The sequence below is a fragment of the Azospirillum sp. NS33 genome (assembly GCF_059703765.1).
In genome coordinates this window covers 1-26,130 of the sequence record NZ_BAAKJB010000012.1, presented here as the reverse complement: position 1 = coordinate 26,130, position 26,130 = coordinate 1, and the positions used below count along the sequence as shown (strand labels likewise).

18 protein-coding genes, 4 pseudogenes and 2 CRISPR repeat arrays are annotated in these 26,130 nt (G+C 71.1%); of the genes and pseudogenes, 10 read left to right on the top strand and 12 right to left on the bottom strand.

Going from position 1 to position 26,130, the window contains the following annotated elements:
• Positions 1-23: 23 nt before the first annotated feature.
• The gene (locus AC6H2I_RS12410; RefSeq protein ID WP_497500951.1) at positions 24-1,205 is read right to left on the bottom strand and encodes a molybdopterin-binding protein; all 1,182 of its coding nucleotides are present in this window, start codon (positions 1,203-1,205) and stop codon (positions 24-26) included.
• A gap of 109 nt (positions 1,206-1,314) precedes the next feature.
• On the opposite strand from AC6H2I_RS12410, the pseudogene AC6H2I_RS12405 reads away from it, so the two are divergent.
• Positions 1,315-1,506: pseudogene (locus AC6H2I_RS12405) on the top strand (transposase); the annotation flags it as partial.
• Between the two features lie 61 nt (positions 1,507-1,567).
• On the opposite strand, the pseudogene AC6H2I_RS12400 reads toward AC6H2I_RS12405, so the two are convergent.
• Positions 1,568-2,708 (bottom strand): annotated as a pseudogene (locus tag AC6H2I_RS12400) (IS3 family transposase).
• A gap of 66 nt (positions 2,709-2,774) precedes the next feature.
• Between AC6H2I_RS12400 and AC6H2I_RS12395 the strand changes: the two are divergent.
• Positions 2,775-2,915: pseudogene (locus tag AC6H2I_RS12395) on the top strand (IS5/IS1182 family transposase); the annotation flags it as partial.
• Between the two features lie 70 nt (positions 2,916-2,985).
• On the opposite strand, the gene AC6H2I_RS12390 reads toward AC6H2I_RS12395, so the two are convergent.
• On the bottom strand, positions 2,986-6,714 hold the full coding sequence (locus AC6H2I_RS12390) for a CHAT domain-containing tetratricopeptide repeat protein (protein WP_497500950.1): 3,729 nt from the start codon (positions 6,712-6,714) through the stop codon (positions 2,986-2,988).
• Between the two features lie 170 nt (positions 6,715-6,884).
• Here AC6H2I_RS12390 and AC6H2I_RS12385 point away from each other — a divergent pair, with 170 nt between their 5' ends.
• From AC6H2I_RS12385 to AC6H2I_RS12375, 3 genes are all read left to right on the top strand, one after another.
• Positions 6,885-7,247 carry a hypothetical protein gene (locus AC6H2I_RS12385; protein ID WP_497500949.1) on the top strand — a complete coding sequence of 121 codons (363 nt, stop codon included), beginning with the start codon at positions 6,885-6,887 and terminating at the stop codon, positions 7,245-7,247.
• On the top strand, positions 7,244-7,957 hold the full coding sequence (locus AC6H2I_RS12380; protein ID WP_497500948.1) for a hypothetical protein: 714 nt from the start codon (positions 7,244-7,246) through the stop codon (positions 7,955-7,957). The genes AC6H2I_RS12385 and AC6H2I_RS12380 overlap by 4 nt, the downstream gene beginning before the upstream one ends.
• A 229-nt stretch (positions 7,958-8,186) precedes the next feature.
• On the top strand, positions 8,187-9,821 hold the full coding sequence (locus tag AC6H2I_RS12375; protein ID WP_497500947.1) for a tetratricopeptide repeat protein: 1,635 nt from the start codon (positions 8,187-8,189) through the stop codon (positions 9,819-9,821).
• Positions 9,822-9,828: 7 nt separating this feature from the next.
• On the opposite strand, the gene AC6H2I_RS12370 is transcribed toward AC6H2I_RS12375, so the two are convergent.
• Positions 9,829-10,233 (bottom strand): hypothetical protein, encoded by a 405-nt coding sequence (locus AC6H2I_RS12370; RefSeq protein ID WP_497500946.1) that lies wholly within the window; start codon positions 10,231-10,233, stop codon positions 9,829-9,831.
• 50 nt (positions 10,234-10,283) lie between these two features.
• A complete protein-coding gene (locus tag AC6H2I_RS12365) occupies positions 10,284-11,849 on the bottom strand; it encodes a winged helix-turn-helix domain-containing protein (protein WP_497500945.1) in 1,566 nt (521 codons plus the stop codon).
• 120 nt (positions 11,850-11,969) lie between these two features.
• Here AC6H2I_RS12365 and hmuQ point away from each other — a divergent pair, with 120 nt between their 5' ends.
• The 4 genes and pseudogenes from hmuQ to cas2 all read left to right on the top strand — a co-directional run bounded on the left by hmuQ (position 11,970) and on the right by cas2 (position 17,582).
• Positions 11,970-12,299, top strand: a complete 330-nt coding sequence (hmuQ, locus tag AC6H2I_RS12360) for a heme-degrading protein HmuQ (protein ID WP_497500944.1) — start codon at positions 11,970-11,972, stop codon at positions 12,297-12,299.
• Positions 12,251-13,132: pseudogene (csb2, locus tag AC6H2I_RS12355) on the top strand (type I-G CRISPR-associated protein Csb2); the annotation flags it as partial. The gene hmuQ and the pseudogene csb2, both read left to right, overlap by 49 nt.
• 387 nt (positions 13,133-13,519) lie before the next feature.
• Positions 13,520-15,416: direct repeats of the CRISPR family, unit length 37 nt; unit sequence GTCTTCCCGGGCAGAACTGCCCGGGCCTTATTGAAAC.
• A gap of 116 nt (positions 15,417-15,532) precedes the next feature.
• The gene (cas4g/cas1g, locus tag AC6H2I_RS12350) at positions 15,533-17,272 is read left to right on the top strand and encodes a CRISPR-associated endonuclease Cas4g/Cas1g (protein ID WP_497500943.1); all 1,740 of its coding nucleotides are present in this window, start codon (positions 15,533-15,535) and stop codon (positions 17,270-17,272) included.
• Positions 17,273-17,285: 13 nt separating this feature from the next.
• Positions 17,286-17,582 (top strand): CRISPR-associated endonuclease Cas2, encoded by a 297-nt coding sequence (gene cas2 / locus AC6H2I_RS12345; protein WP_497500942.1) that lies wholly within the window; start codon positions 17,286-17,288, stop codon positions 17,580-17,582.
• Between the two features lie 241 nt (positions 17,583-17,823).
• Positions 17,824-18,605: direct repeats of the CRISPR family, unit length 37 nt; unit sequence GTCTTCCCGGGCAGAAATGCCCGGGCCTCATTGAAAC.
• Positions 18,606-18,745: 140 nt separating this feature from the next.
• Here cas2 and AC6H2I_RS12340 read toward each other — a convergent pair.
• The 6 genes from AC6H2I_RS12340 to AC6H2I_RS12315 all read right to left on the bottom strand — a co-directional run bounded on the left by AC6H2I_RS12340 (position 18,746) and on the right by AC6H2I_RS12315 (position 23,729).
• Positions 18,746-19,912, bottom strand: a complete 1,167-nt coding sequence (locus AC6H2I_RS12340) for a PP2C family protein-serine/threonine phosphatase (protein ID WP_497500941.1) — start codon at positions 19,910-19,912, stop codon at positions 18,746-18,748.
• A 14-nt stretch (positions 19,913-19,926) separates the two neighbouring features.
• On the bottom strand, positions 19,927-20,694 hold the full coding sequence (locus AC6H2I_RS12335; protein WP_497500940.1) for an ATP-binding protein: 768 nt from the start codon (positions 20,692-20,694) through the stop codon (positions 19,927-19,929).
• Positions 20,684-20,989, bottom strand: coding sequence for an STAS domain-containing protein (locus tag AC6H2I_RS12330; protein ID WP_497500939.1), 306 nt, complete (start codon positions 20,987-20,989; stop codon positions 20,684-20,686). The genes AC6H2I_RS12335 and AC6H2I_RS12330 overlap by 11 nt, the downstream gene beginning before the upstream one ends.
• Before the next feature lie 240 nt (positions 20,990-21,229).
• Positions 21,230-22,165 carry an SMP-30/gluconolactonase/LRE family protein gene (locus tag AC6H2I_RS12325; protein WP_497500938.1) on the bottom strand — a complete coding sequence of 312 codons (936 nt, stop codon included), beginning with the start codon at positions 22,163-22,165 and terminating at the stop codon, positions 21,230-21,232.
• A 14-nt stretch (positions 22,166-22,179) separates the two neighbouring features.
• Positions 22,180-23,079, bottom strand: a complete 900-nt coding sequence (locus AC6H2I_RS12320; RefSeq protein ID WP_497500937.1) for an SDR family NAD(P)-dependent oxidoreductase — start codon at positions 23,077-23,079, stop codon at positions 22,180-22,182.
• A gap of 38 nt (positions 23,080-23,117) precedes the next feature.
• Entirely contained in the window at positions 23,118-23,729 is a 612-nt protein-coding gene (locus AC6H2I_RS12315) for a LysE family translocator (protein WP_497500936.1), read from the bottom strand.
• A 301-nt stretch (positions 23,730-24,030) separates the two neighbouring features.
• Between AC6H2I_RS12315 and AC6H2I_RS12310 the strand changes: the two genes are divergently transcribed.
• Positions 24,031-25,389: a DEAD/DEAH box helicase gene (locus AC6H2I_RS12310; protein WP_497500935.1), complete on the top strand. Its 1,359-nt coding sequence runs from the start codon at positions 24,031-24,033 to the stop codon at positions 25,387-25,389.
• Positions 25,390-25,450: 61 nt separating this feature from the next.
• On the opposite strand, the gene AC6H2I_RS12305 is transcribed toward AC6H2I_RS12310, so the two are convergent.
• Positions 25,451-26,130: SH3 domain-containing protein (locus tag AC6H2I_RS12305; RefSeq protein ID WP_497500934.1), on the bottom strand; the 680-nt coding region annotated here is incomplete at its 5' end.

Genomic DNA, 26,130 nt, shown 5'->3' with positions numbered 1-26,130 from the left:
GTCTCCTGTGGCGCGCCGGGCCCTCACCATAGACCGGCGTCGTCGTCGTCATACAGCAGGACGGTGGCGGTGTCGCCGGGCGCCATGCCCTCGCTGTCCGCCGGCACGACGACGAAGCCGTCGGCGCGGGCCAGCGCCGCCAGCCCCGGCACCGCGGGAGAGGCCAGCGGCTCGACCCCGTCGCCGGCCCGGCGCACCCGGTGCAGCTCGGTCACGCCGATCTCCGACACCAGCTTGCGCCGCAGCGGCCGCGCCACCGTGCGGTGGGGCAGGGCGCCCGGCCGGCCGCCCAGCCGCCGCACCGCCCGGCCGCCCAGCGCCTCGTAGGCCGCCCAGGCCGCCGCCGGCTCGCCGGGCAGCAGCACCGCCGGCACCCCGCCGGCGTGGCCCAGCCCCGCCGTGTCGCCGGGGCGCAGCGCCACCCCGTGCAGCGCCAGCTCCCCCGCCGCCGCCAGGGCCAGCGGCGCCACGTCGTCGGCGCCCAGGCCGCTGCGCCCGCACACCAGGACGAGGTCGGCGCCGGGCCGGCCCAGCGCCGCCGCCAGGGCGTCTATGTCCGCCGCCACAGGCCCTTCCACCGCGGCGTCGCCGCCGTCGCGGGCGACCAGGGCCGCCAGCAGCGCCGCGGTGGTGTCCGGGGCACCGCCGCGCGGGCCGCCCGCCACGATCAGGCGCACCCGCGGCCGTGGCACCAGCGCCACCCGGTCGACCCCCAGCGCCGCCAGCAGGGCCACGTCCTGGGGCCGCAGGACGCGGCCGGCCGGCAGCAGCGGGCTGCCCGCCGCCGCCTCCTCGCCGCGGCCCAGCACGCCGCTGCCCGGGGCCACCGCCTCGGTCACCGTCACACCCAGCGCCACGCCCACCGGCGTCGTCTCCGCCGCGCCCACCGGCAGCACCGCGTCGGTGCCGGACGGCAGCGGCTCGCCCTCGGCGATTGCCGCGGCCAGCGCCAGCGGCACCGGGTTGTAGGTGCTGGCGCCGAGGGTGTCGGCGGCGGCCACGGCAAAGCCGTCCCAGCGCGCCAGGGGCTGCGCCGGCCGGTCGGCGGGGGCGGCCAGCGCGTCGGCCAGCACCCGCCCGGGCCGCGGCGCGTCCGGGATCGCGGGCAGCGCCGCGGTGTGGGCGTCCACCCAGGCCTGGGCGGTGTCCAGTGCGGCGCGGGTGGAGAACCCGCGGCCGCGCACGTCGTGGGGGGTGCCCGCCATGGTGCTCCGGTCGCCGCATCGTGTCCGGCCGCCACTCTAGGTCATAAACTCATAAATGGACTATCGGTTTTGGCGGAGACGTGATTCAAGGTTCCGAGGAGGAGCCTTGATGAGCCAGAGACGATACGAGCTGACGGATTTCGAGTGGTCGGTGATCGAGCCGCTGCTGCCGAACAAGCCTCGCGGCGTTCCTCGGGTTGACGACCGCCGAGTCTTGAATGGGATATACTGGCGGCTGCGGACGGGCTCGCCCTGGGCCGACATTCCGGAGCGCTACGGGCCTTCGATGACCTGCTACAACTGAGCTGGTCCCCATCGCCCGGACAGTTTGGCGGCTGGAATAAGCTTGGTCCTGGTCTCCGTCACGCCGCCAGTCTGATGCCGTCCGGAATGCCCTGATGGGTCTCGGCCGGGGTTCTGCCGCCGAGCGCCGAGTGCGGGCGGTCAGCGTTGTAGTACTTGACCCACCGGCCGATCCCGGCTCGGGCCTCACTGCCCGTCTCGAAAGCGTTGAGGTACACGCACTCGTACTTCAACGACCGCCACAGCCGCTCGATGAACACGTTGTCCATCCAGCGCCCGCGGCCATCCATGGACACCTTGATGCCGGCGTCCGTCAACAGCCGGGTGAAGCGCGGGCTGGTGAACTGTGGCTGCCCTGATCGGTGTTGAAGATCTCCGGACGCCCGAACCGGGCCATCGCGTCCTCCAAGGCCTCGATGCAGAACTCCACGTCCATGGTGTTCGACAACCGCCAGGACAGCACCCGGCGCGACGCCCAGTCCATCACCGCGACCAAGTACAGAAAGCCCCGCCGCATCGGAATATAGGTGATATCGGCGCACCAGACCTGGTCGGCGCGGTCGATGGTGAGATCGCGCAGCAGATACGGCCACACCTTGTGATCCGGGTGCGGAACGGTCGTTTTCGGACGCTGGTAGACGGCCTTCAGGCCCATCACCGCCATCAGGCGGCGAACCCGCTTGCGGTTGACGGCATGCCCCTGGCGGCGAAGGTGCGCCGTCATCTGCCGGCTGCCGTACCACGGCGTCTCCAGGAACTGCGCGTCGATCACGCGCATCAACGCCAGATTCCCGGCCGGCTCACCCGCCCCGGGGGCGTAGTAGCCGGAGCGGCTGATGGACAGCAACGCGCACTGCCGCACGACGGAAAGCCGTGGATGCTCCGGCTCGACCATGTCCCGCCTCCGCTCGACCGTCATCGACCGGAGGCCTTGCGCAAAAAATCGCGTTCCACGACCAGTTGCCCAATCATGGCGTGCAGCTTCTCCACCTCGCCCTCGCGCGCCGACTCGGCCGCCTCCGCCTTGCCGGAGAACACACCGGCCATGCCTTCCACCGCCTGCTTCTTCCAGGCGTTGATCAGCGTCTGGTGCACCCCGTGCTTGGCGACAAGCTGCGCGACCGTCAACTCGCCGCGGATCGCCTCCAGCGCCACCTTCGCCTTGAACTCTGCCGAATACCGCTTCCGTTTCCCCGTCATCCTCGGGTCCGTCCTCTCTCTGGGCGAACCAAGCTTATCCGACTGTCCGGGCGATGGGGACCAGCTCAGAACCTCGTCGAACGCTTCTTCAACAAGCTCAAGCATTTCAGAGCCGTCGCCACCCGCTTCGAAAAGCACGACGCCAATTACCTCGCTCTCGTCAAGCTCGCTTCAGCAAAGATATGGATGCGCTTTATGAGTCGGTAACCTAGCCGCCCCGGGCGGCCGGCGTCGAGGCGGCGGCGGGCGGTTTCAGCACTCTGACCCGCTCAGGGATTCATCCTTCGAAGAGAACGAAGGGTGCCCAGACCCTGGGGTCCCGCCGTGCCGGATCGGCGCTGGTGATATACTCCAGTTTGGTCTGGCGAAGCGCCAAGACTGGATCGCTGACCGGCTGCGCCAGCCATGTTTCGTAGAAGCGTTCCATGAAGTTGTACGCCGCGTCGTCACCCACCGGCCACAGCGCCATCAGAACGTTTCTAGCTCCCGCAACATAGAGTGCGCTTGGCAGCCCCTCCAGCCCCTCGGAGTAATCAATAGTCCCCTTTCCGGTGTTGCAAGCGGAAAGCACCACCAATTCCGTACCGTAAAGGTTCAGAGCTTGCGCCTCCACGGCGTGCAGGATGCCGTTCTCGCCATCGGCCCCGGCCTCGGCGAGCAAGCCCCGGTTAGCGCCAGCCAGCGCCACCCCGGACTGCAGCAGCGGCTGCCCGTCGACACTGCCGGCGGCTAGGTAGTAGCCGTGGGTGGCGAGATGCAGCACCCGCGGCGGGGCGGCCAGCGCCTTGAGTGCCTTCTCGGTTGCCGCGTCGCCTGAGAGCAGGATCGGCTGCGGCTCATCTGGCCGGTAAGCCATGTAGGCCTCGGCGACCACCTTTGCCTCTTCGCCACTCTTGGGAATCTCGGGAAAATTACGGATCTGAGCCAGCGTCTCATTTACCGCCGCCTGTGTGAGTTCGGACGTTTTGACCGATGGGGCGGTCGGCACTGCCGACGCTGCAGCGGAGATAGGCGGGTTCTCCGGTCCGAAATCAATGCCGCCCAGGGCAACCAAGCCCTCTCCGGTGACCGACTGGTTCCGCGCCACCAAGTCACGCCCGGTGTGCAGCATGTGTATCGGCCATTGCTCGATCAGTCGTTTTCCATTGTCCATAACTAACGCTTCGAATGGCAATGCCTGTAACACCCCGTCTGGCACGATATACAAAGTGTGGATATCGGCCAGATGTGAGACCAACGGCGCAATCAGCCGCTCATAGCCAACCTGTGCCAGAGGATCGAATTCGAAGTTAATTTCTGCAGATTCTCCTATACGGTTCATATCGCCAGCCATTGTAATGATGGCGCTAGCTTCGCCGAGATCGACAACAAGCGGGTGTGTCTTTGATGTCAAAACGATCGCTAGAACCCTCCTTGTTCCGAAAGTACCTGTTTGAAAATCAAATGGCCGGAACATTCGATACTCGATCAGAGCGCTGGATTTTGGCAAAACATCTCTTACATCGCCTGTTGTTGCAAAATGCCGAATTTTTTTACGATTAAATTCCGATGACTCTGCTCTCAATCGATGCTCGGCCGCCTCCACTGCTTCACGCAGGCGAACCTTCTCCGCCCCAGGGACGTCGACGTTAAAGGCGACGTTGGAGAGGGCGCCTCGACCATTGCGGACCGCTGTGATGGCGTCGAGAAGGGAAGGGTCGCGACTCTCCCGAAGCAAATTGCTCAGCACTGCGTCCTCCTGGGCTAGGCGTTTCTTCCAACGCAAGACTAGGTCGGCAGCGAGTTCTGCCGGACGGGGACCGGGATGACCCAGCACAAAGCTGAACGTCACGTCTTGATACCTGCTGTTGAGCGCCAGGGCCCGCCGGCGGACGGCGGCGGCACGGGTGGAGCGCACCTCGGTGTCGAGCCACTGTGACAAGTGCAGGTCAAGTGTTCGAAACGTTCTCAGCGCCTCATCCTCGCGTCTCATCCGTACGAGCAGTACAGCGAGGTTCCCGCGGCTGCTGATACTGTCCGGATGTTCGGGTCCGAGAACGTGTTCACGGGCCTCCAGGGTTCGGCGGTACAGAGTCTCTGCTTTGTCGTAGCGGCCCTGGTTCTCATGCAGTCCCGCTAGGTTGCTGGCGCTGGTGAGCGTCGAGGGGTGATCAGAGCCGAGGATACGCTCGCTGGTCTCCAGGGCCCTTTGGAACAACGGTTCAGCCTCGTCGTAGCGCCCCTGGCGGAAGTACAAGAAGCCTAAGTTGTTAACGCTTTGTAGCGTATCTGGGTGATTTACTCCCAAGAAACCCTCGCGTTCCTTGAGGACCCGGTGTAACAGCGGTTCAGCGTCTTTGAAATTTTCCTGCTTCGTGTAAAGGCTAGCGAGGTTGTTGGCGCTTGCGAGCGTGTCAGGATGGTTGGACTTGAGGAGACGCTCGCGATCATGCAAGGCTCGGTTAAAAAGTGACTCCGCCTCGCCGTAGCGCCCCTGGCTCTCGTACAGCCCGGCCAGGTTGTTGACGCTTGTGATCGTGGCGGGATGGTCGCGCCCGAGGGAGCGCTCTTTGGTTTCCAGGGCTCGGCGGAACAATTGTTCGGCCTCGCCGTAGCGGCCCTGCCTCAAGTACAAGAAGCCAAGGTTGTTGACGCTGGTGAGCGTGTCAGGGTGGTCAGGGCCGGAGACGCGCTCGCTGGCCTCCAGGGCCCTTAGGTACATGCGTTCCGCCTCTTTGTAGCGCCCCAGCCTGTAGTACGCCCCCGCCAAATTGTTGACGCTTGTGAGTGTATCGGGGTGGTCCGGACCGAGGGCACGCTCGTAGGATGCTAGAGTACGGGCGTGTAAGGACTCCGCCTGATCATAGTGTCCCTGGCTCTCGTACAACCCGGCCAAGTTGCTGACACTGGTTAGTATGTCGGGGTGGTTAGGACCGAGGACGCGCTCGCGGGTCTCCAGGGCCCGCCGGTACATGAGTTCCGCCTCATTGTAACGCCCCAGCCTGTGATAAGCCCCGGCCAAATTGCTGACGCTCGTGAGCGTGTCGGGGTGGTCGGGTCCGAAAACGCGCTCGAAGGCCTCCAGGGACTGACGGTACAACGGTTCCGCCTTGGCATAGTGACCCTGATTTTCGTACAGTCCGGCCAAATTGTTCACGCTTGTGATTGTGGCGGGATGATCGGGTCCGTAGACACGCCTGACGCCCTCCAGGGTCTGATGCAATAAAATCTCCGCCTCGTCGTAGCGGCCTTGACGCAGGTGCAGCAAGCCAAGGTTGTTGGCGCTCGTAAGCGTGGAGGGGTGGTCGGGCCCGAAGACGCGCGCGAAGGCCTCCAGGGATCGGCGGTACAAACGTTCTGATTCGCCGTAGTTGCCCTGGCTCTTATACAGCCCTGCTAGGTTGTTGACGCTCGTGAGGGTGGAGGGGTGGTCGGACCCGAAGACGCGCTCGAAGGCGTCCAGAGCCCGGCGGTACAACGGTTCCACCTCGTCATAGCGGCCCTGGCTGTAGTAAAGGAAGCCCAAGTTGTTGACGCTTGTAAGGGTGTCGGGGTGGTCGGGCCCGAGGACGCGCTCAAGGGCCTCGACGGCACGGCGGAACAGAGATTCCGCCTCTTGATAGCGGCCCAGGCTAGTGTACAGCCCGGCCAAGTTGTTGACGCTTGTGAGGGTATCGGGGTGGTCGGGTCCGAAGACGCGCTCGAAGGCATCCAGAGCCCGGCGGTACAACGGTTCCACCTCGTCATAGCGGCCCTGGCTGTAGTAGAGGAAGCCCAAGTTGTTGACGCTTGCGAGCGTGTCGGGATGGTTGGGCCCGAGAACGCGCTCGAAGGCTCCCAGAGAGCGGCGGAACAACCGTTCCGCCTCGTCGTATTGCCCCTGTGTTTGCTGCAAGAGACCCAGGTTGTTGACCGTGGTCAGCGTTTCGGGGTGGTCAGGACCGAGTGACGCCTCCGCCTCCGTCAACGTGTCCCTGGCCAAGCGCAGCGCTTCGCTGTAGTGCCCGGCCGTGTAGGCAGCCTCCACGGTTGCGTTCCGGCGCGCAATTGCATCCGCCGCCCCTGGCGCGGTTCCTTCAGCCGCAATTGCCGGAACCGCTGCCATCAGCGAAAGCACACAGAGAACGCGAGTAAGGAGACGCATCGACACCGCCTTTTCCCATTTGCCGCCCAGAGTCTCTCCCGTATAGTTTGTACATGGGCAACGTCGAGCGATGCAATATGATGAGGATCGGGCCGCTATGGGCCATGACCGTCCTCGCTATGATGCTGGCTGCGCCGACCGCCGCCGGTGCGGCGGACCAGTGCTTCTGCCTGGCAAATCCGGTCACCGGGCAGATCGCCCGCTTCGGATGCGCCGCCAACGTCATTCCGAACCGCACCACCGTGCGGACCAAATGCCGTGGAGATGACACCAGCCTGGACCGGGCGCTGGTCGATCAGGTCGACATGTTCGTGCGCGTCGAGGCGGGACACGGCGCCTGCAACCCCTGCGACCCGCCGGTTAAGGGGAAACTGGACGATCTTCCCCGCATCCCCGACACGGTGCCTGGGCAATGACCGGCACACCTGGGGCTACAGGCACGGCAACACCCGACTACGGGTCTTCAAGCCCGAACTGGACTCCCCGGCCGTCCGGCTTCGACGCGGTGAAGCTGCTGGTCGAGACCGGCCTGTTCACCGCCTATGTCGGCGCCGCGGTCTTCCTTGCCGGCTGGTCCTACGCCGACCGCTTCTTCGCCGGGTTCGGCCTCAACCTGTCGGCGTTGGACGGCCTCGATGCCAGGAGCGTCCTCGGCTTCGCCTACTGGGTGGTCCGGGACGAGTGGCTCCTGCTGCTGGTCCTGGCCGTCGTCCTCGCGCTCGCTGGCGTCCTCGCAGTGGCGGCAAGACGGCCCGTGGCGCTCCGAAGACTGGAGATGCCCCTCCTGCTGACGGTGCTGGCCGCGGGTGGGTTGGTCCTTGCCGCGACGCTCGGGTCGGACCGGGCATCCCGCCAGGTGCCGGCGCTGCTCGCCGACGGCTACCACAACTTCCCGCGGATCATCGTGGTGGCGAAAGCGGGCTCCAGCCTGGCCGGCTTCCTTTCCGAACGGGGCCAGCTCGGCACCAGCACCTGCCTGCGCAAGGTGTTCATGGACCGCCGCAACCTCTACGCCTACCCGGGCTACACGAGCCTACAAGGCCAGCGCCCCAACGTTCTCATCCTGCCCTTGAGCGAGATCGTCGCCATCGAGGTCATCGGCAATCCCGGCCTCTGTGAGCCCTAACGGGCGCGGTCATCACTTTTCGCTGCGTGATGTCATCGCTCACCCGCCCCATCACTTCACTTGGCACGCTGTCCGGCTATCGCCGATCCTATGCCGCCATTCTCATCGCTGAGCGGCAAATTCAACCGGCTCCACCCCCGCGGCCGCCCCGCGATCGGGGCTACAGCGCCTGTCCCTTTCGGGCTATGGTGCTGGGATTCCACGCCCAGCGCCCCAGGGGAGCCCCGCGATGACCGACGCCGTGCCCACCATCTCCGACGCGATCCGCGCTTTTCGCGGCGGCGACTTGGCGGCGGCCGAGGCGGCCTGCCGGGCGATCCTGGCGGCCGACGGGCGCAACGGCCAGGCGCTGCACGTGCTGGGCCTGATCGCGGCCACCGGGGGGCACGCCGACGCGGCGCTGGACCTGCTGCGCCAGGCGGTGGACGCCGCTCCCGACGATCCCTCCGGCTTCAACAGCCTGGGCAGCCTGCTCTACCAGACCGAGCGCTACGCCGAGGCGGAGGACGCCTTCCGCCGCGTCCTGGCGCTGCACGAGGACCTGGTGGAGGCCCACGGCAACCTGGGCAACGTGCTGAAGGTCCTGGGCCGCCCGGCCGAGGCCGAGGCGTGCTACCGCCGCGCCCTGGCGCTGCGGCCCGAGGCGCCGGAGATGCACGCCTTCCTGGGCGGGGCGCTGCGCGACCTCGGCCGCCTCGACGAGGCCGAGGCCAGCTTCCGCGCCGCGCTGGAGCGCCAGCCCGATTACCTGGAGGCCCATTACGGGCTGGCCGAAACCCTGGTCACCGGCGGCCGGCTGGAAGAGGCGGCGGAGTCCTTCCAGGCCGCGCTGGACCGGGCGCCGACCTTCGTCCAGGCCCACATCGGCCTGGCCCACACCCTGCACAGCCTGGACCGCGCCGACGAGGCGATCGAGGCGATCGAGGCGGCCCGCGCGGTCGCCCCCGACCACCCGCTGGTCGCCTTCACCCGCCGCCTCATCTTCTCCAACGCGGTGCCCGGCTGGCACCTGCCGATGATCAACGACGGCGAGCGCAACGACGCCTACCGCCGCGCCGTCGAGCGCGCGGTCGGCCCGGACACGGTGGTGCTGGAGATCGGCACGGGGTCGGGCATCGTCGCCATGATGGCGGCGCGCGCCGGGGCGCGCCGGGTGGTGACCTGCGAGGTCAACCCGGTGCTGGCCCGGGTCGCCGCGGCGACGGTGGCGCGCAACGGCTACGACGACCGGGTGAGCGTGGTGCCCAAGCTGTCGACCCGGCTCACCGTCGGGCCCGACGGCGATTTGCCGGAGAAGGCCGACGTCTTCGTGTCGGAGCTGATCAACATCGGCATGCTGGCGCCGCGCATGCTGTCGGTGCTGCAGCACGCCCGCACCCATCTGGTGAAGCCCGGCGGGGCGGTGATCCCGCGGGCCTCCACCGTCTTCGCCATGCTGGTGGAGACGCCGGAGCTGGCGCGCATCAACCCGGTGGCGGCCATCGACGGCTTCGACATGGGCGAGATGGACGTCTTCCGCTCCCCCGGCTACGCCCAGATCGATCTGGCCGCCGACGCCCACAGCCCGCTGTCGGAGGCGGTGACGGCGCTGGAGTTCGACTTCACCCGCAACATGCCCGAGGAGGGCCGCCGGGTGATCGAGGTCCCGGTGACCGCCGCCGGCACCTGCCACGGCGTCGCCTTCTGGTTCGACCTGCAGATGGACGAGGAGGTGGTCTACCACTCCGGCAGCCGGTCCCGCACCAACCACTGGAAGCAGGCCATGGCCTTCTTCCCCGAACCGGTGGCGGTGGCGCCGGGCGACGTGGTGCGGGTGGTGGCGCGCTACGACGCCAACCAGATCGGCTTCGACCGGGTCGGCTGATCCGGCCTCAGTCGATGCAGATGCCGACGCGCTGGCCCGCGGCGTCGAGGAAGCGCACGCAGCCGAACAGCGGGTAGGTGCCCTGGCAGCGCGGCGGCCCGTCGGCCGGGGCCAGGCACAGGCCCTGGCAGTCGGTGGCGCCGCTGCACGCCGTGCCGGCGTCGGGATGCTCCAGGAAGCACTGCACCACCCCGGCCAGCCCGCCCTTCTCCCAGCGCCCGCCGGCGGCGGTGCAGGCCTCCTGCGTCTGCGGCCGCTCCGGCCCCACCGACGACGCGATGGGGGAGCTGGCGGGAGCGGTGCCGGCGGCCGGGGCCGGGGCGGTGGCGGCCGGTGGTTCCGCCTGGCTCTGGCAGCCGGCGAGCGGCAGGGCGAGGGCGAGGAGGACGGCGATCAGGGCGGCGCGGAGCATGGCGGGGCCTTCGGCGGTGGGAACGGGGGACGCGGGCGGGTGCCGGCCGCTCAATGGGACGGGCGGTCCTTGCTTCCGCACGAGCAGCCGCAGCTCCGGCCCTCGGTGACGGTGACGTGGATCGCGTTGCCGGCGGCGGCCAGCAGCACCGCCACCGGCAGGTCGAGGGCCGCGGCCACCTCGCCCAGGGTGGCGGCGCCGGGCAGGGCGGCGGGGTCGGCGAACACGGGATGGACGGCGGCGAGGCGGCCCAGCGCGCCGGGATCGGCGGCGGTGAGGGCGTCCAGGGTGGCGCCGGGGTGGATCGGTTCGGGCATGGGGCCGGGGTCCGTGGTGGTGGGGAGGGGCGGGGACGGGGCGGTGCCACCGCCGGGAAGGGCGGCGTCCAGGGTGGCGGCCAGGGCGGCGGCCAGGGCCGGGGCGAGATCGCCGCGCCCCTCCACGACGACGCGCTCCAGGCCGAGCCAGCCGGCCAGCAGCGCCAGCTCGCCGGCCAGGGCCTCGGCGACGGCGCCGTGGGCCTCGCCGGGTTCGGCGTGGGCGGCGGGCACCAGCAGGCGGCCGCCGGCGCGGTCGGCCTTGAGGTCGAGGCGGGCCGCCAGCCGGTCGCCCAGCAGGAAGGGCAGGACGTAGTAGCCGTATTCGCGGCGTGCCGCCGGGGTGTAGATCTCGATGCGGTAGCGGAAGCCGAACAGGCGCTCGGTGCGGGCGCGCTCCCACACCAGCGGGTCGAAGGGCGAGAGGATGGCGGCGCCGGCGGCGCGCCGCGGCCGCCGCGCCGCCGGGTCGAGATAGGCCGGGCGGTCCCAGCCCTCGACCGTCACCGGGGTCAGCGCCCCGTCCTCCACCAGCTCCGCCAGCCGGGCGCGGGCGTCGCCGGCGTCGAGCCGGTAGTAGTCGCGCAGGTCGGCCTCGGTGGCCACGCCCAGCGCCGCCGCGGCGATCCGCAGCAGGGCGCGCTGGGCCTCCTCCTCGCCGGGGGTCGGGGTGTCGAGGACGGCGGCGGGCAGCACCCGCTCGGTCAGGTCGTAGACCCGCTCGAAGCGGCGCCGCGTCGCCGTGGTCAGGCGGCCGGTCCAGAACAGCCATTCCAGCGCCCGCTTGCCGTCGCTCCAGCCCCACCAGGAACCCTTGCCGCGGCCGCCCCCCGACAGCTCGGAGGTGCCGAGGGGGCCGCGCGCCGCCACCTCCGCCAGCACGGCGTCGACGAAGGCGCGGCGCTCGCGGGCGAAACGGGCGATCGGCCGGTAGACGCCCTCGCCGCGTTCGGCCCGGGCCATGCGCCAGCGCATCAGGGGGTGCAGGTCGACCGGCAGCAGCGAGGCCTCGTGGCCCCAGTACTCGAACCAGGCGCGGCGCCGCCCGCCATAGGCCAGCCGCTCCAGGTGGGCGTCGGCGTAGGGGCCGAGGCGGCTGAAGAAGGGCATGCGGTGGGCGCGCGCCAGCACGTTGACCGAATCGATCTGGACCACGCCGAGCCGCGCCGCCAGCGCCTTGAGGTGGCGGGCGTCGGGCGGCCGCTCGGCGGTGTGGCGGCGCGGGCCGGCCAGGCCCTGGGCGGCCAGGGCGATGCGCCGCGCCTCGGCGGCGGAGAGGGTGTCGCGGGGGGGTGCCATGGCCGGCAGGATGGCAGAGCCGGAGGGGCGGCGTCCACCGGCGCGCCGGGTCCCCGCCCGTGACGCGGTGCCCGCCGCTGGGGTAGCATGGCGCCGCAACCCCAAGGGAGGACGACCCCCATGTTCATCGCGATGAACCGCTTCAAGGTGCGCCTCGACGCCGAGGCGGAGTTCGAGGCGGTGTGGCTGGAGCGCGAGGTGCATCTCCACACCGTGCCCGGCTTCGTCGAGTTCCACATGCTGCGCGGGCCGCGGTACGACGACCACCGCCTCTACGCCTCCCACACCGTGTGGGCCTCCCAGGAGGCGTTCGTCGGCTGGACCAAGTCGGAGGCGTTCCGCAACGCCCACCGCGGCGCCGGCGAGCGCAAGCCCCTCTACCTCGGCGGCCCCCAGTTCGAGGGCTTCGAGGTGATCCAGACCGTGGACGGGGAGGGGCGGAAGAGCTGACGGGCGGGGGCGGGCCGGTGCCCGGCGCGCAGCCGCCGACCGTGGCGCGCTTCGTGCTGGCCGGGCGGCCGCGGCCGCGGGTCGAGGACGCGGTGCGCATCGGCGCCCTGATGCGGCTGGCCGTGATGGCCCAATTCCAGGGCCGCGCGGTGCCCGAGGTGTTCTCCGGCAAGGACGCCGACGGCCGGCCGCTGACCGGCGACCCCGCCCACGGGCACGCCTTCTGGCTGCCCGAGGACGCCGACGGCGACGGCTTCATCGACCACATCCTGGTGTGCGCCGCCGCCGGCTTCGATGGCGCGGCGCGCGCCGCCCTCGACGCGGTCACCCGGCTGTGGGTGCGCCCCGACCCCCGGCCGCCGGGCGGGGGGCCGGCCGCGGCGGGCCAGGAGTGGCGGCTAGCCCTGGAGGGGTTCGGCGCCCGGGCCGACGTCGCCGCCGCCGTGCCGGTCCTGGCCACCGCCGCCGTCTGGACCAGCGCCACCCCCTTTCTGGCCGCCGGGCACCTCAAGCGGGGCGGCCACCCGGCCGAGGTGCGGCGCCTGCTGGTGCGCCGCGGCATCGTCGCGCCGGAGGAGGCCGCCGCCGTCGCCGTGGACGCCGTGGCCACGGTCGCGGTGGGGGGACGCGCCCGCCGGCCGGTGGATTTCCAGCGGCTGCGCCCGGGCGGCGTGCCGCGGCCCGACGGGGCCGGCGCCTTCCTGCGCATCGTCCTGCCGCGGCCGCACGACGGCCCGCTGGCCCTGGGCTACGCCTGCCATTTCGGCCTGGGCCTGTTCGTGCCGGAGACGGCCGCCCCGTCCGCCCCGCTTCCCGTTCCACCCTTGCCCTGAGGGACCCGGCCGCTGGGCCCGGAGGGCGAGGGGGCGGCGGCGTGGTTCCGCGCCCGGCCCGCCCCTTCGAGACGATCCGCCGCGTGATCCGCCGCGAGGCGACCGTGGCGTGACGCCCATTCCCGCTTCGCGGGGGCAGAGCAACGGGTGACGGGGCCGACCGCCGGTGCTACTCTGGCCACGGTTCGTTCCTGCCGCCGCGAGGGGTCCGGTGGACGCCAAAACCCCGGCACCCCTCGCATCGGCCGAGACCATTGATTCTCATGGGTTCTTGGACATGAAAAGAACGAAACGGGACCGGCCCGGAGCCGGTTTCGCAGGGTCCTCCGCGGACCCCTCGAATCCACCCGGAATTTGCCTTCCCGACCAGGGTGTTGTAAGGTACCCGTCTTCCCGGGCAGAACTGCCCGGGCCTTATTGAAACCCGGGGTTGTTGTTGCGCATGCCGAGCGTGTCGCGGTCTTCCCGGGCAGAACTGCCCGGGCCTTATTGAAACGGGCAGGGGGGCTGGGGCGCGTATTACAACACGCTGGGTCTTCCCGGGCAGAACTGCCCGGGCCTTATTGAAACGCGAGCTTGGCGTCGGGCAGACTGTTGAAGCCGCACGTCTTCCCGGGCAGAACTGCCCGGGCCTTATTGAAACGCTGGCATGCTGGTGCGGGTTGGCTCTGGCATTCGCGGGTCTTCCCGGGCAGAACTGCCCGGGCCTTATTGAAACCTGGGCGATTCTGTCCACCCTCGGGTCCACCCCAACGGTCTTCCCGGGCAGAACTGCCCGGGCCTTATTGAAACCTTGGCAAAGAGTTCGGCGATGATTTTGAAGTCCGGATTGTCTTCCCGGGCAGAACTGCCCGGGCCTTATTGAAACATGCGATCCAAGGCTCTCGCCGAGCCGGCAAAGGACAACAGTCTTCCCGGGCAGAACTGCCCGGGCCTTATTGAAACTGAATAGGTTCCGCCGGGAGTCACGGCAGGGGAGTAGGTCTTCCCGGGCAGAACTGCCCGGGCCTTATTGAAACAGCTTCTCCAGGGCCAGCCGCAGCTGTTTGGGGCTCGTCTTCCCGGGCAGAACTGCCCGGGCCTTATTGAAACCACATTCCTGCCGACTTCACCCGTCGCATGGGCCTCGTCTTCCCGGGCAGAACTGCCCGGGCCTTATTGAAACGCCCCGATCAACCTGTCGACACCGTCCGAGTTCCTCCCGGTCTTCCCGGGCAGAACTGCCCGGGCCTTATTGAAACATGGCGCGCGCCATCACCATCATCCTGGAGAACCGGGGTCTTCCCGGGCAGAACTGCCCGGGCCTTATTGAAACCTTGATGACGTCGAGGTCGAGCCAGCCCAGGCAGTCGTGTCTTCCCGGGCAGAACTGCCCGGGCCTTATTGAAACTAAATAGACCCTTCAGCTTCAGTCCGGGAGGACCGCGTCTTCCCGGGCAGAACTGCCCGGGCCTTATTGAAACATGGCGTCCTCATCAGATGAAAAGGCACCCCCCGCCCGTCTTCCCGGGCAGAACTGCCCGGGCCTTATTGAAACCGCTATTCTGACGGCGGGTGTGTCGGTGGCGTCGACGTCTTCCCGGGCAGAACTGCCCGGGCCTTATTGAAGCCTTCACCTCATCGGTCCAGGGTTCGTCTCTGAACAGATGTCTTCCCGGGCAGAACTGCCCGGGCCTTATTGAAACAACAGGGTTGGTCGCCACCACTACCGGCGCGAGCCGGGTCTTCCCGGGCAGAACTGCCCGGGCCTTATTGAAACGGGGCGCCGCGGGTCGCGGTCAGATACGGCTCGCACGGTCTTCCCGGGCAGAACTGCCCGGGCCTTATTGAAACTTCGTTCACCTTGGACCGGACGAGCGGGGCCGCCGCGTCTTCCCGGGCAGAACTGCCCGGGCCTTATTGAAACTCCTTACCCGCGCCCCTGAAGAACAGGACGGCGGGCGTCTTCCCGGGCAGAACTGCCCGGGCCTTATTGAAACGTAGCGACACGACGCGTGCGCGTCTCCGTCGCAGTGCTAGTCTTCCCGGGCAGAACTGCCCGGGCCTTATTGAAACGCGTCCAGGTCGCCGGCCCCGTGGCCACCGCCACCGAGGGTCTTCCCGGGCAGAACTGCCCGGGCCTTATTGAAACAAAGAGGTCAGCCACGACGATGAGGTCGGCCGTGCGCACTCTTCCCGGGCAGAACTGCCCGGGCCTTATTGAAACTCCTTCATGCTCTCTTCAAGCACACGCATTTTCTCGCGCGCGTCTTCCCGGGCAGAACTGCCCGGGCCTTATTGAAACCCTGTTTTGCCTCACCATCCCGGCGGCGAACTGGCCCCGGGCTACGCCGGCCATTCCGGCCTGGGGCAGTCCGTGCCCGACACGGCCGATCCGTCCGACCCGCACCCGATCCCCCAATGCCCCGAAGGACCACCGCCCCCGAGGAGTCCGCCATGTCCGACCAGTATTCCTTGCCGCTGCCGGCCCCGCCGGAGGCCGACCCCGATCTTCTGGTGCCGGCGCGCATGGTCAACGAATGGGTCTACTGTCCGCGGCTGGCCTATCTGGAATGGGTCGAGGGGGTGTGGGCGGACAACGCCGACACGGAGGAGGGGCGGCGGGCGCACGCGCGAATCGAGGCGCCCGCCGGTGCGCTGCCGGCGCCGGAGGATGCCGCGCTCGCCGATCCCTTCACCGTCCGCGCCCTGGAACTGGCGTCCCACACCCTGGGCCTGGTCGCCAAGCTGGATGTGGTGGAGGGCGACGACGGCGTGGTGTCGCCGGTGGACTACAAGAAGGGGCGTCGACCGCACGTCGACGGTGGCGCCCACGAGCCGGAACGGGTCCAACTGTGTGTTCAGGCGTTGGTGCTGGAGGACAACGGATACCGTGTCGGGGACGGGTTCCTGTGGTTCGCCGCAAGCCGGGAGCGGGTGCCCGTGGTGTTCGACGAGGCGTTGCGCGCCCGCACCCGGGAGGCCGCCGCGGGGTTGCGGCTGGCCGCGGCGGCGCGGCGCATCCCGCCGCCCCTCGACAACAGCCGCAAATGCACGCGGTGTTCGCTGCTGCCGGTGTGCCTGCCCGACGAGGTCAACCTGCTGCGCAGCGGGGCCGCGCCGCGGACGCCGCCACCCGCGGCCGACGCCGCCCTGCCGCTCTATGTCCAACAACCCGGCGCCCGGGTCGGCAAGAAGGGGGACACCCTGACCATCACCGTCGAAGGCGAGGCGGAGCGCACGGTGGCGCTGGGCGAGGTGTCGGAGCTGGTGCTCGCCGGGCCGGTGTCGCTGTCGACGCCGGCGCTGCACGCCCTGGTGCGCGCCGAGGTGCCGATCGCCTGGATGAGCAGCGGATTCTGGTTCCTGGCGACGACCGGGGGACGGGGACCCCGCAGCGCCCATGTCCGGGAGGCGCAGTACACCGGGCGCGGCGACCCCCTGCGCCGCCTGCGCTTCGCGTGCGACCTGGTGAACGCGAAGCTGCGCAACCAGCGCACCGTCCTGCGCCGCAACTGGCGCGGGCCGGCGGCGGAGCGCGACGCCGCGGCCGACGCCCTGAAGCGGCTGGCGGCGCGCACCGCCACCGCGGCCGGCCTGCCCGAACTGCTGGGACTGGAGGGCGAGGGGGCGGCGGTGTATTTCCGCGCCCTGCCCGCCCTCTTCACGGCGTCGGTGGGCGGGCTGCCCGCCTTCGCCTTCGACCGCCGCAGCCGCCGGCCCCCCGCCGACCCGGTCAACGCCTGCCTGTCCCTGGCCTACGCGCTGCTGACCCGCACCTGCGCGGCGGCGCTGGAGATCGCCGGTCTGGACCCCTGGGCCGGCCTCTACCACGCCGACCGGCCGGGGCGGCCGGCGCTGGCCCTCGACGTCATGGAGCCGCTGCGGCCGGTGCTGGCGGATTCCACGGTTCTCATGGTGCTCAACAACGGCGAGCTGGGGCCGGGCGACTTCGTGACGGTGGGGCCGGGCTGCAACCTGACGCCGACCGGCCGCCGCACCCTCATACGGGCCTTCGAGCGGCGTCTCGACCAGGAGGCGAGCCATCCGGTGTTCGGTTACCAGATCGCGATGCGCCGCATGCTGCACGTCCAGGCTCGCCTGCTGGCCCGCCATCTCCTGGGGGAGGTCGACCCCTATCCCCACTATTGCCCGCGTTGAGGGAGGCGCCGCCATGGCCGACACCGAGCGCCTCTACCTCGTCACCTACGACATCGCCGACCCCAAGCGCGGCCGGCGCGTCTTCCGCGCCATGGCGGGGTATGGGCGCTGGCTTCAGCTCTCGGTCTTCCAGTGCCGCCTCACGCCGCGCCGCCGCGCCGCGCTGGGCGCCCGTCTGGACGGCCTGATCAAACCCTCCGAGGACCACGTGCTGATCGTCGACGTCGGGCCGGCCGACGGCGTCGACCTGCGCATCGAAAGCCTTGGGCGCCCCCTGGAGGCGATCCGTCGCGAGGCGATCATCGTGTGAGTGACGGCGCGCCGCGCCGGTGCTGCGCTTGGTCCCGGTTCGTTCCTGCCGTTGCGAGGGGTCCGGTGGACGCGAAAACCCCGGCACCCCTCGCACCGGCGTGACACCTTGATTCACAAGGGTTCTTTGACATCGTTCAGAACGAAACGGGATCGGCGGGGGCCGGCGCCGGGGGTGGTGGCGCGGACCCCTCGAATCCGGCCGGGATTTGCGTTCCCCGCCAAAGCGCTGTAAGGTACCCGTCTTCCCGGGCAGAAATGCCCGGGCCTCATTGAAACCGAAAACCTGTACATTTTTTCCTCACTTAACCCTGGGGGTCTTCCCGGGCAGAAATGCCCGGGCCTCATTGAAACATCCTGTTCCTCGAGCTTCTTGACTTCTCGCTCCATAGTCTTCCCGGGCAGAAATGCCCGGGCCTCATTGAAACCTCTAGCTTGAACAGCCTTGCTAGATGATCGTTAGGTTCGTCTTCCCGGGCAGAAATGCCCGGGCCTCATTGAAACCGCGACCCCGTGGCGTGTTTCCGGCATTTCGTCGGCGTCTTCCCGGGCAGAAATGCCCGGGCCTCATTGAAACGGTGTATGGCGGCAGGTCGTCTCGGCGGGTGACCATCGTCTTCCCGGGCAGAAATGCCCGGGCCTCATTGAAACGGTGACTTCGATGACTTCTTTGCTCATGATGATAATCGTCTTCCCGGGCAGAAATGCCCGGGCCTCATTGAAACGTGGCAATGTCTTCCACGCTTCCAGCCCTGAGGCGCGCATGTCTTCCCGGGCAGAAATGCCCGGGCCTCATTGAAACAAACGAGAGACTGGCGGCCCGTCTCGACGAACTCCAAGTCTTCCCGGGCAGAAATGCCCGGGCCTCATTGAAACGGGAAACGCAGCTCGCTTTCGATGTTGCGGTCGTAACGGGTCTTCCCGGGCAGAAATGCCCGGGCCTCATTGAAACCGCAGCTCGACGTCGGCCGCCTCCATCTCGGCAATGTCTTCCCGGGCAGAAATGCCCGGGCCTCCTTGAATCCCCTGGGACAGCCGGGCGGCGTTGGTGATGAACGGCGTCGTCTTCCCGGGCAGACATGCCCCGGGCCTTGTTGGACGGTGAAAGGCGGACGTGCGCGGTGCGGCGGCTGACGCTGCCCTGAGGCCGCCCGCCGCCGCGCCTCAGCCCGGAAGGGCGTTGCGGGCGATCCACACCGCGGTGAGGTCGTCGCGCAAGGGGCGGGCGACGGCGGCGAAGACGCGGGCCAGCAGGTGGTCCAGCGGGCGCTCGCGCGCTGCGGCGGCCGCGCGCACCAGGTCGGGCACCGCGGCCTGGCCGAGCGAGCGGCCGGCGGCGTCGCGGCTCTCGATCAGGGCGTCGCTGTAGAGGAACAGGAACGAGCCCGGCGGCATGGCCACGGTGCGCGTGGTGTAATGGGCCTTGCGCGAGGCGCCCAGCAGCAGCCCCGCCGAGTCGAGCAGCCGCACCGAGCCGTCGGGCAGCCCCAGCGCCGGGTTGGGGGAGCCGGCCCCGACATAGGTCAGGGTGCCCGCCGCCACGTCCAGGATGGCGAAGAAGGCGGTGGCGAACTGGCCGACCGGCAGCACCTCCTTCAACGCGGCGTTGAGGCGCACCATCCAGCGCGCCGGGTCGGTCACCGGCATCGGGATGCGCTCCATCAGGGTGTGCAGGCGGAAGGTGTTGATGGCCGCGGTGATGCCGTGGCCGGTGAAGTCGGCGATCAGGAAGGCGACGCGGCGCTGGTCCAGGGAGCGCACCATCCACAGGTCGCCGCCCAGCTCCGACGAGGTCTCGAAATGGGCGGCGATGCCCAGCCCGTAGCGCAGGCCGATGGCCTCCACCAGCACCGGCTCGGGCAGCAGCGAGAGCTGCATGGCCTGGGCGTGGGCCAGCTCCCCCTGCACCCGGGCGCGGTAGGCGGCCAGCTCCTCGAACAGACGGCGCTTCTCCAGCTGGTGGCGCACCCGCGCCACGCACTCCCCGGGCCGCACCGGCCTGGCCAGCACGTCGTTGCCGCCGGCCTCGAAGCACCGCACCGGCAGGTCGTCGCCGGGGTGGGCGGTCTGGAACAGCACCGGCAGCTCGGCCGGCCCGAACTCCTGGCGCAGCCGGCGGCACAGCGCCAGCCCCTCGCCGTCCGGCGCGTCGGCGTCCACCAGCACCAGGCCGGGGCGGAAGCGGAAGACCTTGCGCAGCCCGTCGTCGCCGTCGCCGGCGAACTCCACGGCGCCGACCCCGGCGCCGCGCAGCACCGCCGCCAGCGCCTCGCGCCGCTCGGCGTCGGCGTCGACGATGAGGACGCGGCCGTCGGCCAGGCACGGGTCCACGCGGCGCCCCCGGCCTAGCGCGCGAAGCGCAGGGTGGTGCGGCGGCCGCCGTCGCTCACCGTCACCCGGTCGGCCAGGGATCGCATGAAGACGAAGCCCCGCCCGCTGGCCGCGGTGGCCTCCTCCCGCCCCGCCTCGTCCCGCTCCCCCCCGGCGTCGCCGTCCTGCGCCGGGGCCCGCGCCGGGGCCCGCGCCGGGGCCCGCCCCTCCTCGGCCGCGGCGAGCACGCCGGCGCTGTCGAAGCCGTGGCCCTGGTCGGTCACGGCGATCTCCAGCCAGGCGGCGTCCCAGCGCACCCGCACGTCGGTGCGGCGCCGGCGCAGGGCGGCGTCGCCGAGGCGGGCGGTCAGCAGCGCGCTGTAGTGGCGCAGCCCCTCGGCGTGGCCGCGGGCGTCGCTGGGGATGCCCAGGTTGCCGTGCACCACCGCGTTGGCCACGGCCTCGTGCAGGCACAGCTCCACCGGGGCGCGGCGGTCGATCGCCAGCACGCCGCGCCGGGTCAGGGCGTCGCACACCAGCACCGCGACCCGCACGCCGAAGGCGGTCCCCGTGGTCAGCGACAGGCTCAGCCCGGCGTCAAGCGGCGGGGCCGCGGGCGTGGTCGCCGGCGGAGCGCCGTCGGCGTCGCGTTCCGCCACCAGCGCGGCCCCCCCGGCCAGCGCCGCGGCGATGTCGGCGGCGGCGCAGCCGTGGGGCAGCAGGGCCGGCGCCGGGTCCAGGTCGGGGGCCGGGCCGGCGGCTGCGGGGCCGGGTGGCGGCGCCTTGGCCGCCTCAGTAGGCAACGCTGACGATCTCGTCCAGCTTGGCCAGCTCGATGGCGCGGCGCACCTCGCCGCGCGGCTGGCGCACGCTGAGCGCCTTGTTCTGCCGCTCCGCCTCCTCCTGGAGGATCAGCAGCATGCCCAGACCCGCCGAATCGATGAAGGTCAGCTCCGCAAGGTCGAGCACCAGCGCCCCCGGCCCCGGCCCCTCGAGCAGCGCCACGATGTCGCGCAGACGCTCGTGGTCGGTGAACTCGAACCGGCCGCGCAACGCCACGTCGATCCCGTCGGTCGTGGTGCGTGTCTGGAATTCCATCGTCTGGTCACCCCGTGCGTCCCGCTGCCCCGGGTCGAGGCGCTGCAGGGAAGTGTAATTTAATCGTCACAAAGACGGCGGCGCGGCGTCGTCTGTCGAAGTTCCATGGTTATCGCCGGGTCGCCGCGCTTTTTCAACAATTTTACTGGTGCGCCCGGGGGCGGCCGGTGCCTGTGTTCCAGGACTACAGGGACGCCGCGGCAGACGACCGGCCGCAGGGGGCCACGGCCGGGTCCGGCGCTAGGCGAGGGTGGCCGGCTTGGCGTTGACGTAGAGGGCGTAGAGGGACTGGCCCGCCGCCATGAACAGCCGGTTGTGCGCGGCGCCGCCGAAGCACAGGTTGGCGCAGCGTTCCGGCAGGGCGATGCGGCCGATGGCCGCGCCGTCGGGGGCGAAGATCCGGACGCCGTCGTGCTCCGGCCCGGTGCCCCAGCCGGCCCACAGGTTGCCGTCGCGGTCGCAGCGGAAGCCGTCGGGCGCCCCCGCCGCGCCGCCGTCCACGAAGACGCGGCCGTTCACCAGGCGGGGTCCGCCGGCCACGTCGTAGACGCGGATGCGCCTGGGCCGCGACCCCGACTCCGCGACGTACAGCCGGTCCTCGGCGGGGGAGAAGGCGAGGCCGTTGGGGTTGGCGATGTCGTCGGCCATCACCGCGAGGTCCCCGCTGGCGGGATCGAGGCGGTAGAGATGGGTGGGCAGCTCCGGCTCGGCGGCGACGCCCTCGTAGTCGCTGTCGATGCCGAAGGTCGGGTCGGTGAACCACACCGCGCCGTCGCGCGCCACCACCACGTCGTTGGGGGAGTTCAGCCGCTTGCCGGCGAAGCGGTCGGCCAGCACCGTCACGGTGCCGTCGTACTCGGTGCGGGTGACCCGGCGGCCGGCGTGCTCGCAGGTGACCAGCCGGCCCCGGCGGTCCCGGGTGTTGCCGTTGGCGAAGTTGGCGGGCTTGCGGAAGACCGTCACCGCGCCGGTCTCGTCGTCCCAGCGCAGGATGCGGTTGTTGGGGACGTCGCTCCACAGCAGGCAGCGCTGGTCGCCGAACCAGACCGGCCCCTCGCCGTGGCGGGTGCCGGTCGCCAGCCGCTCCACGGCGGCGTTGACGATGCGGTGGCGGGCGAAGCGGGGGTCGAGCTCCTGCACCGCCGGATCGGGATAGCGCTCGCTGGGCTGCCACATGGCGGGCCGCCCCCTCAGCCGCGGCCGGCCGGGCCGGTGCCGGCGACGAACGCGGCAAACGCGTCGGCGTGGTCGGGATGCCAGCGCGACAGGGGCGGGCGGTTCTCCACGATGTCGCCGGCCGCCCACAGGATGCGCTTCTCGTCCAGCGACCGCGGCACATCGTTGTCGGGGCACAGGATGTAGAAATCGCCGGCGTCCAGCCGGTCCATCATGAAGGCGGCCGTCTGCTCCGGCGTCCAGGCGCCGGCGGGCTTCTCGGTGCGGCCGCGGGCGGCGAGCGCGGTGAAGACGAAGCCGGGGATCAGCAGATGGGCGGCGACGCGGCAGCCGGGGGTGGTGCGCAGGGTGTGCTGCAGCGCCTCGGTGAACGCCTTCACCCCGGCCTTGGCGACGTTGTAGGCGGGGTCGCCGGGCGGCGTGGTGATCCCCTGCTTGGAGCCGGTGGCGATCACCGCGCCCGGCCGGCCGCCGGCGAGCATCCCCGGCACGAACGCCTGGACGGTGTGGATCACCCCCCACAGGTTGACGGCGATCACCCGCGCCCACGCCTCGGCCGGGCCGAACACGTCGCTGCCGGGCTGCACGCCGGCGTTGGCCATCAGCACGTCGGTGCCGCCGAACCGCGCGCGCACGGCGGCCTCCAGCGCCGCCAGCGCGGCGGGATCGGCGACGTCGACCGGCGCGCTCATGATGGCCCCGGCGCCCCCCGGGGCGACGGCGGCGAGGCCCTGCGCCGCCGCCTCCAGGCGCTCCGCGTCGCGGTCGGCGACGCAGACCCGCAGGCCGCGGGCGGCGAAGCGGGTGGCCGCGGCCAGGCCGATGCCGGCGGCCCCGCCGGTGACGACGGCGACGGCGCCGGGAACGATGGCCGGGTGAGTCGGGGCCGGATGATTCGGGGCGGTGTGGCTCATGACGGGGACTCCGGGGCGAGGGGGACGGGGCTGCGGCGTCAGCGCTCGGCCAGCGCCAGCTTCACGCCCAGCATGGCGAAGGCGCCGGCACAGCCGCGGCGCAGCCAGGCCAGCACCCGCGGCCGCGCCAGCACGTGGCGCCGCGCCGCCGCCGCCGCCACGGCGTAGACGACGAACACGGCGAAGGTCATCGCCATGAACACGAGGCCCAGCTCGACCATCCGCACCAGCGGCTGCGGGTCGCCGGGGGCGACGAACTGCGGCAGGAAGGCCAGGAAGAACACCGACAGCTTGGGGTTGAGGGCGTTGACCAGCACGGCGGCGGCGATGGTCCGCCCGGCGGAGCGCGGTGCCATCCCCGGCTCGACCCGCAGCGCCCCGCGGTCCCTCAGCGTCGCCCAGGCGAGGTGGAGCAGATAGGCGACCCCGACGATCTTCAGGGCGTGGAAGGCCAGCGCGCTGGCGTGCAGCAGGGCGGCCAGCCCGAGCGCCGCCGCCGCGAGGTGGGGGACGATGCCCAGCGTGCAGCCCAGCGCCGCGACGGTGCCGGCGCGCGCCCCGCCCGCCAGGCCGGCGGCCAGGGTGAACAGCACCCCGGTCCCGGGGGCGAGCGCGACGATCAGGCAGGTCAGCAGATAGTCGAAGGTCATGGCGGCGGCCTCCCAGGGGGTGGCGGCATCCTACGCCGCGCCGGCGCCCGGCGTCGAGCCGGCGCCATCCCGGGCGGCGCCGTTCCGGCCGGTCCTGTTCGTAGTCGCTTGCGAATCGGTGCGGGGTCGCTTATGTGTGCGCGACCCGCTGCGGTGCACACGGCGGACCCAGAACCCGTCCCCGCAACCCGCAGACCTGTTGCGCCGTCCGGCGCGAGACCGATCCTCGTCGGCGCCGCCGTGCGCCCGCCGCGCTTCGGTCACCCTCCGCCCGCCCCGCGGGCGCCAAGGAAACGAGAGCATGACCGAATTCGCGACCCTCGGCCTGAGCGAGCCGCTGCTGAACGCCGTCGCCGAGGAAGGATACACCATCGCCACGCCGATCCAGGCGCAGGCCATCCCCCTTCTGCTGCAGGGCCGGGACGTGCTGGGCCTGGCCCAGACCGGCACCGGCAAGACCGCGGCCTTCGCCCTGCCGATCCTCGACCGCCTGATGGCGGCGCGCAAGCGCACCGCCCGCGGCACCACCCGGGCGCTGGTGCTGGTGCCGACGCGCGAGCTGGCGGTGCAGGTCTCCGACGGCTTCGGCACCTACGGGCGCCACCTGCCGCTGCGCCGCACCGTCATCTTCGGCGGGGTCGGCCAGACCCCGCAGATCGCCGCGGTGGCCCGCGGCGTCGACGTGCTGGTGGCCACGCCGGGCCGTCTGCTCGACCTCATCGCCCAGGGCCACGTCCGCCTCGACACGGTCGAGGTGCTGGTGCTGGACGAGGCCGACCGCATGCTCGACATGGGCTTCGCCCCGGCGATCCGGAAGATCGTCGCCCAGGTGCCGGCCGACCGCCACACCCTGCTGTTCTCCGCCACCATGCCGGACGAGGTCGCCGGGCTGGCCCGCGGCCTGCTCAAGGCCGACCACGCGCGCATCGAGGTGACGCCCCCGGCCACCACCGCGGAGCGGGTGGAGCAGCGGGTGCTGTTCGTCGACCGCGCCGACAAGCGGCCGCTGCTGGTCGAGCTGCTGAACGATCCGGCGGTGGAGCGGGCCATCGTCTTCGCCCGCACCAAGCACGGCGCCGACCGCGTCGCCGAGCATCTGCGCAAGGCCGGCCTGGGGGCCGAGGCGATCCACGGCAACAAGTCGCAGACCGCCCGCCAGCGCGCCCTGCTGGAGTTCCGCGAGGGCCGGGTGCGGGCGCTGGTCGCCACCGACATCGCGGCGCGCGGCATCGACGTGGACGGCATCACCCACGTCATCAACTTCGACCTGCCCAACGAGCCGGAGAGCTACGTCCACCGCATCGGCCGCACCGCCCGGGCCGGCGCGACCGGCATCGCGCTGTCGATGTGCGACGCCGACGAGGTGGCCTACCTCCGCGCCATCGAGAAGACGATCCGGTCCGCGGTGCCGGTCCACGACGGCCACGGCTTCCACGACGAGGCGGTCGCCCAGGTGCACCGCGCCGCCGCCCAGGCCGGCAACGCCCCGCCGCGCAAGAAGCCCCAGGGTGGTGGCGGCCGGCCGGGCCAGGGCGTCAAGGGCGCTCCGGGGACCGCCGCCAAGCCGGCCCAGGGGCGGCCGCAGCCCCAGGCGCAGCACCGCCGCCAGCCCCGCGCCGGCCAGGGCCGCCCGGCGCGCCGCCCGGAAATGGCGGGCTGACCGTCCCCGCCCTGGCGCGCCGCCCCCCGGTCGGGGGGCGGTCGGTCGGGGGGGCGGTGCGTCAGGGCCGGCGCGCCCGGGCGAGCAGCCGGGCGCCGATGTAGCCGTGCTCCCAGCCCTGGCCGCGGATGCGGTACCAGCCGTCGGCCCCGCCGCCGGTCACCGTGACGGTGTCCCCCGTTTCCAGCACGTCGAGGATGCGGCCACCGCACGACGGCGCCGCACGGATGTAGGCGTCGGTCAAGGCCCGCACCGCGGTGCCCGGCGGGACCAGGCTGCCGGGCGCCGGCGGGATGCCGTCGGGCACCTGGCACGCCGCGCCGCCACCGCCACCGTCGCCACCGTCGCCGCCACCGCCACGACCGCCGACGACGACGGCACCACCCGTGTCGACCGGCGCGGCGGCCGGGCGGTCCGGCGGGTGGTCGGCCAGGAAGACGCTGGCGACGTAGCCCAGGGGGCGGCCGCCGCGCCCCCCACGGGTCCACCCGGGGGTGTCGCCCGGCAGGGCCTGCGCCGCCTCGCGGCCCTCCAGCGTGGCGACGACCGCCGCACCGCGCCGCGGCGCGGCCCGTGCCCACACCTCGCTCAGCACCCACACCGTCCGTCCGGCGGCGGCCGCGGCCGGCGCGACCGCCCTGGCTGCCGGGGCCGGCGCGGGGACCGGCCGGGGCGGCACGGCCTGCGGCGCCGCGGCCGTGGGCGGCAGCAGTGACAGGGGCGGCGCGCTCGCCGCGGTGG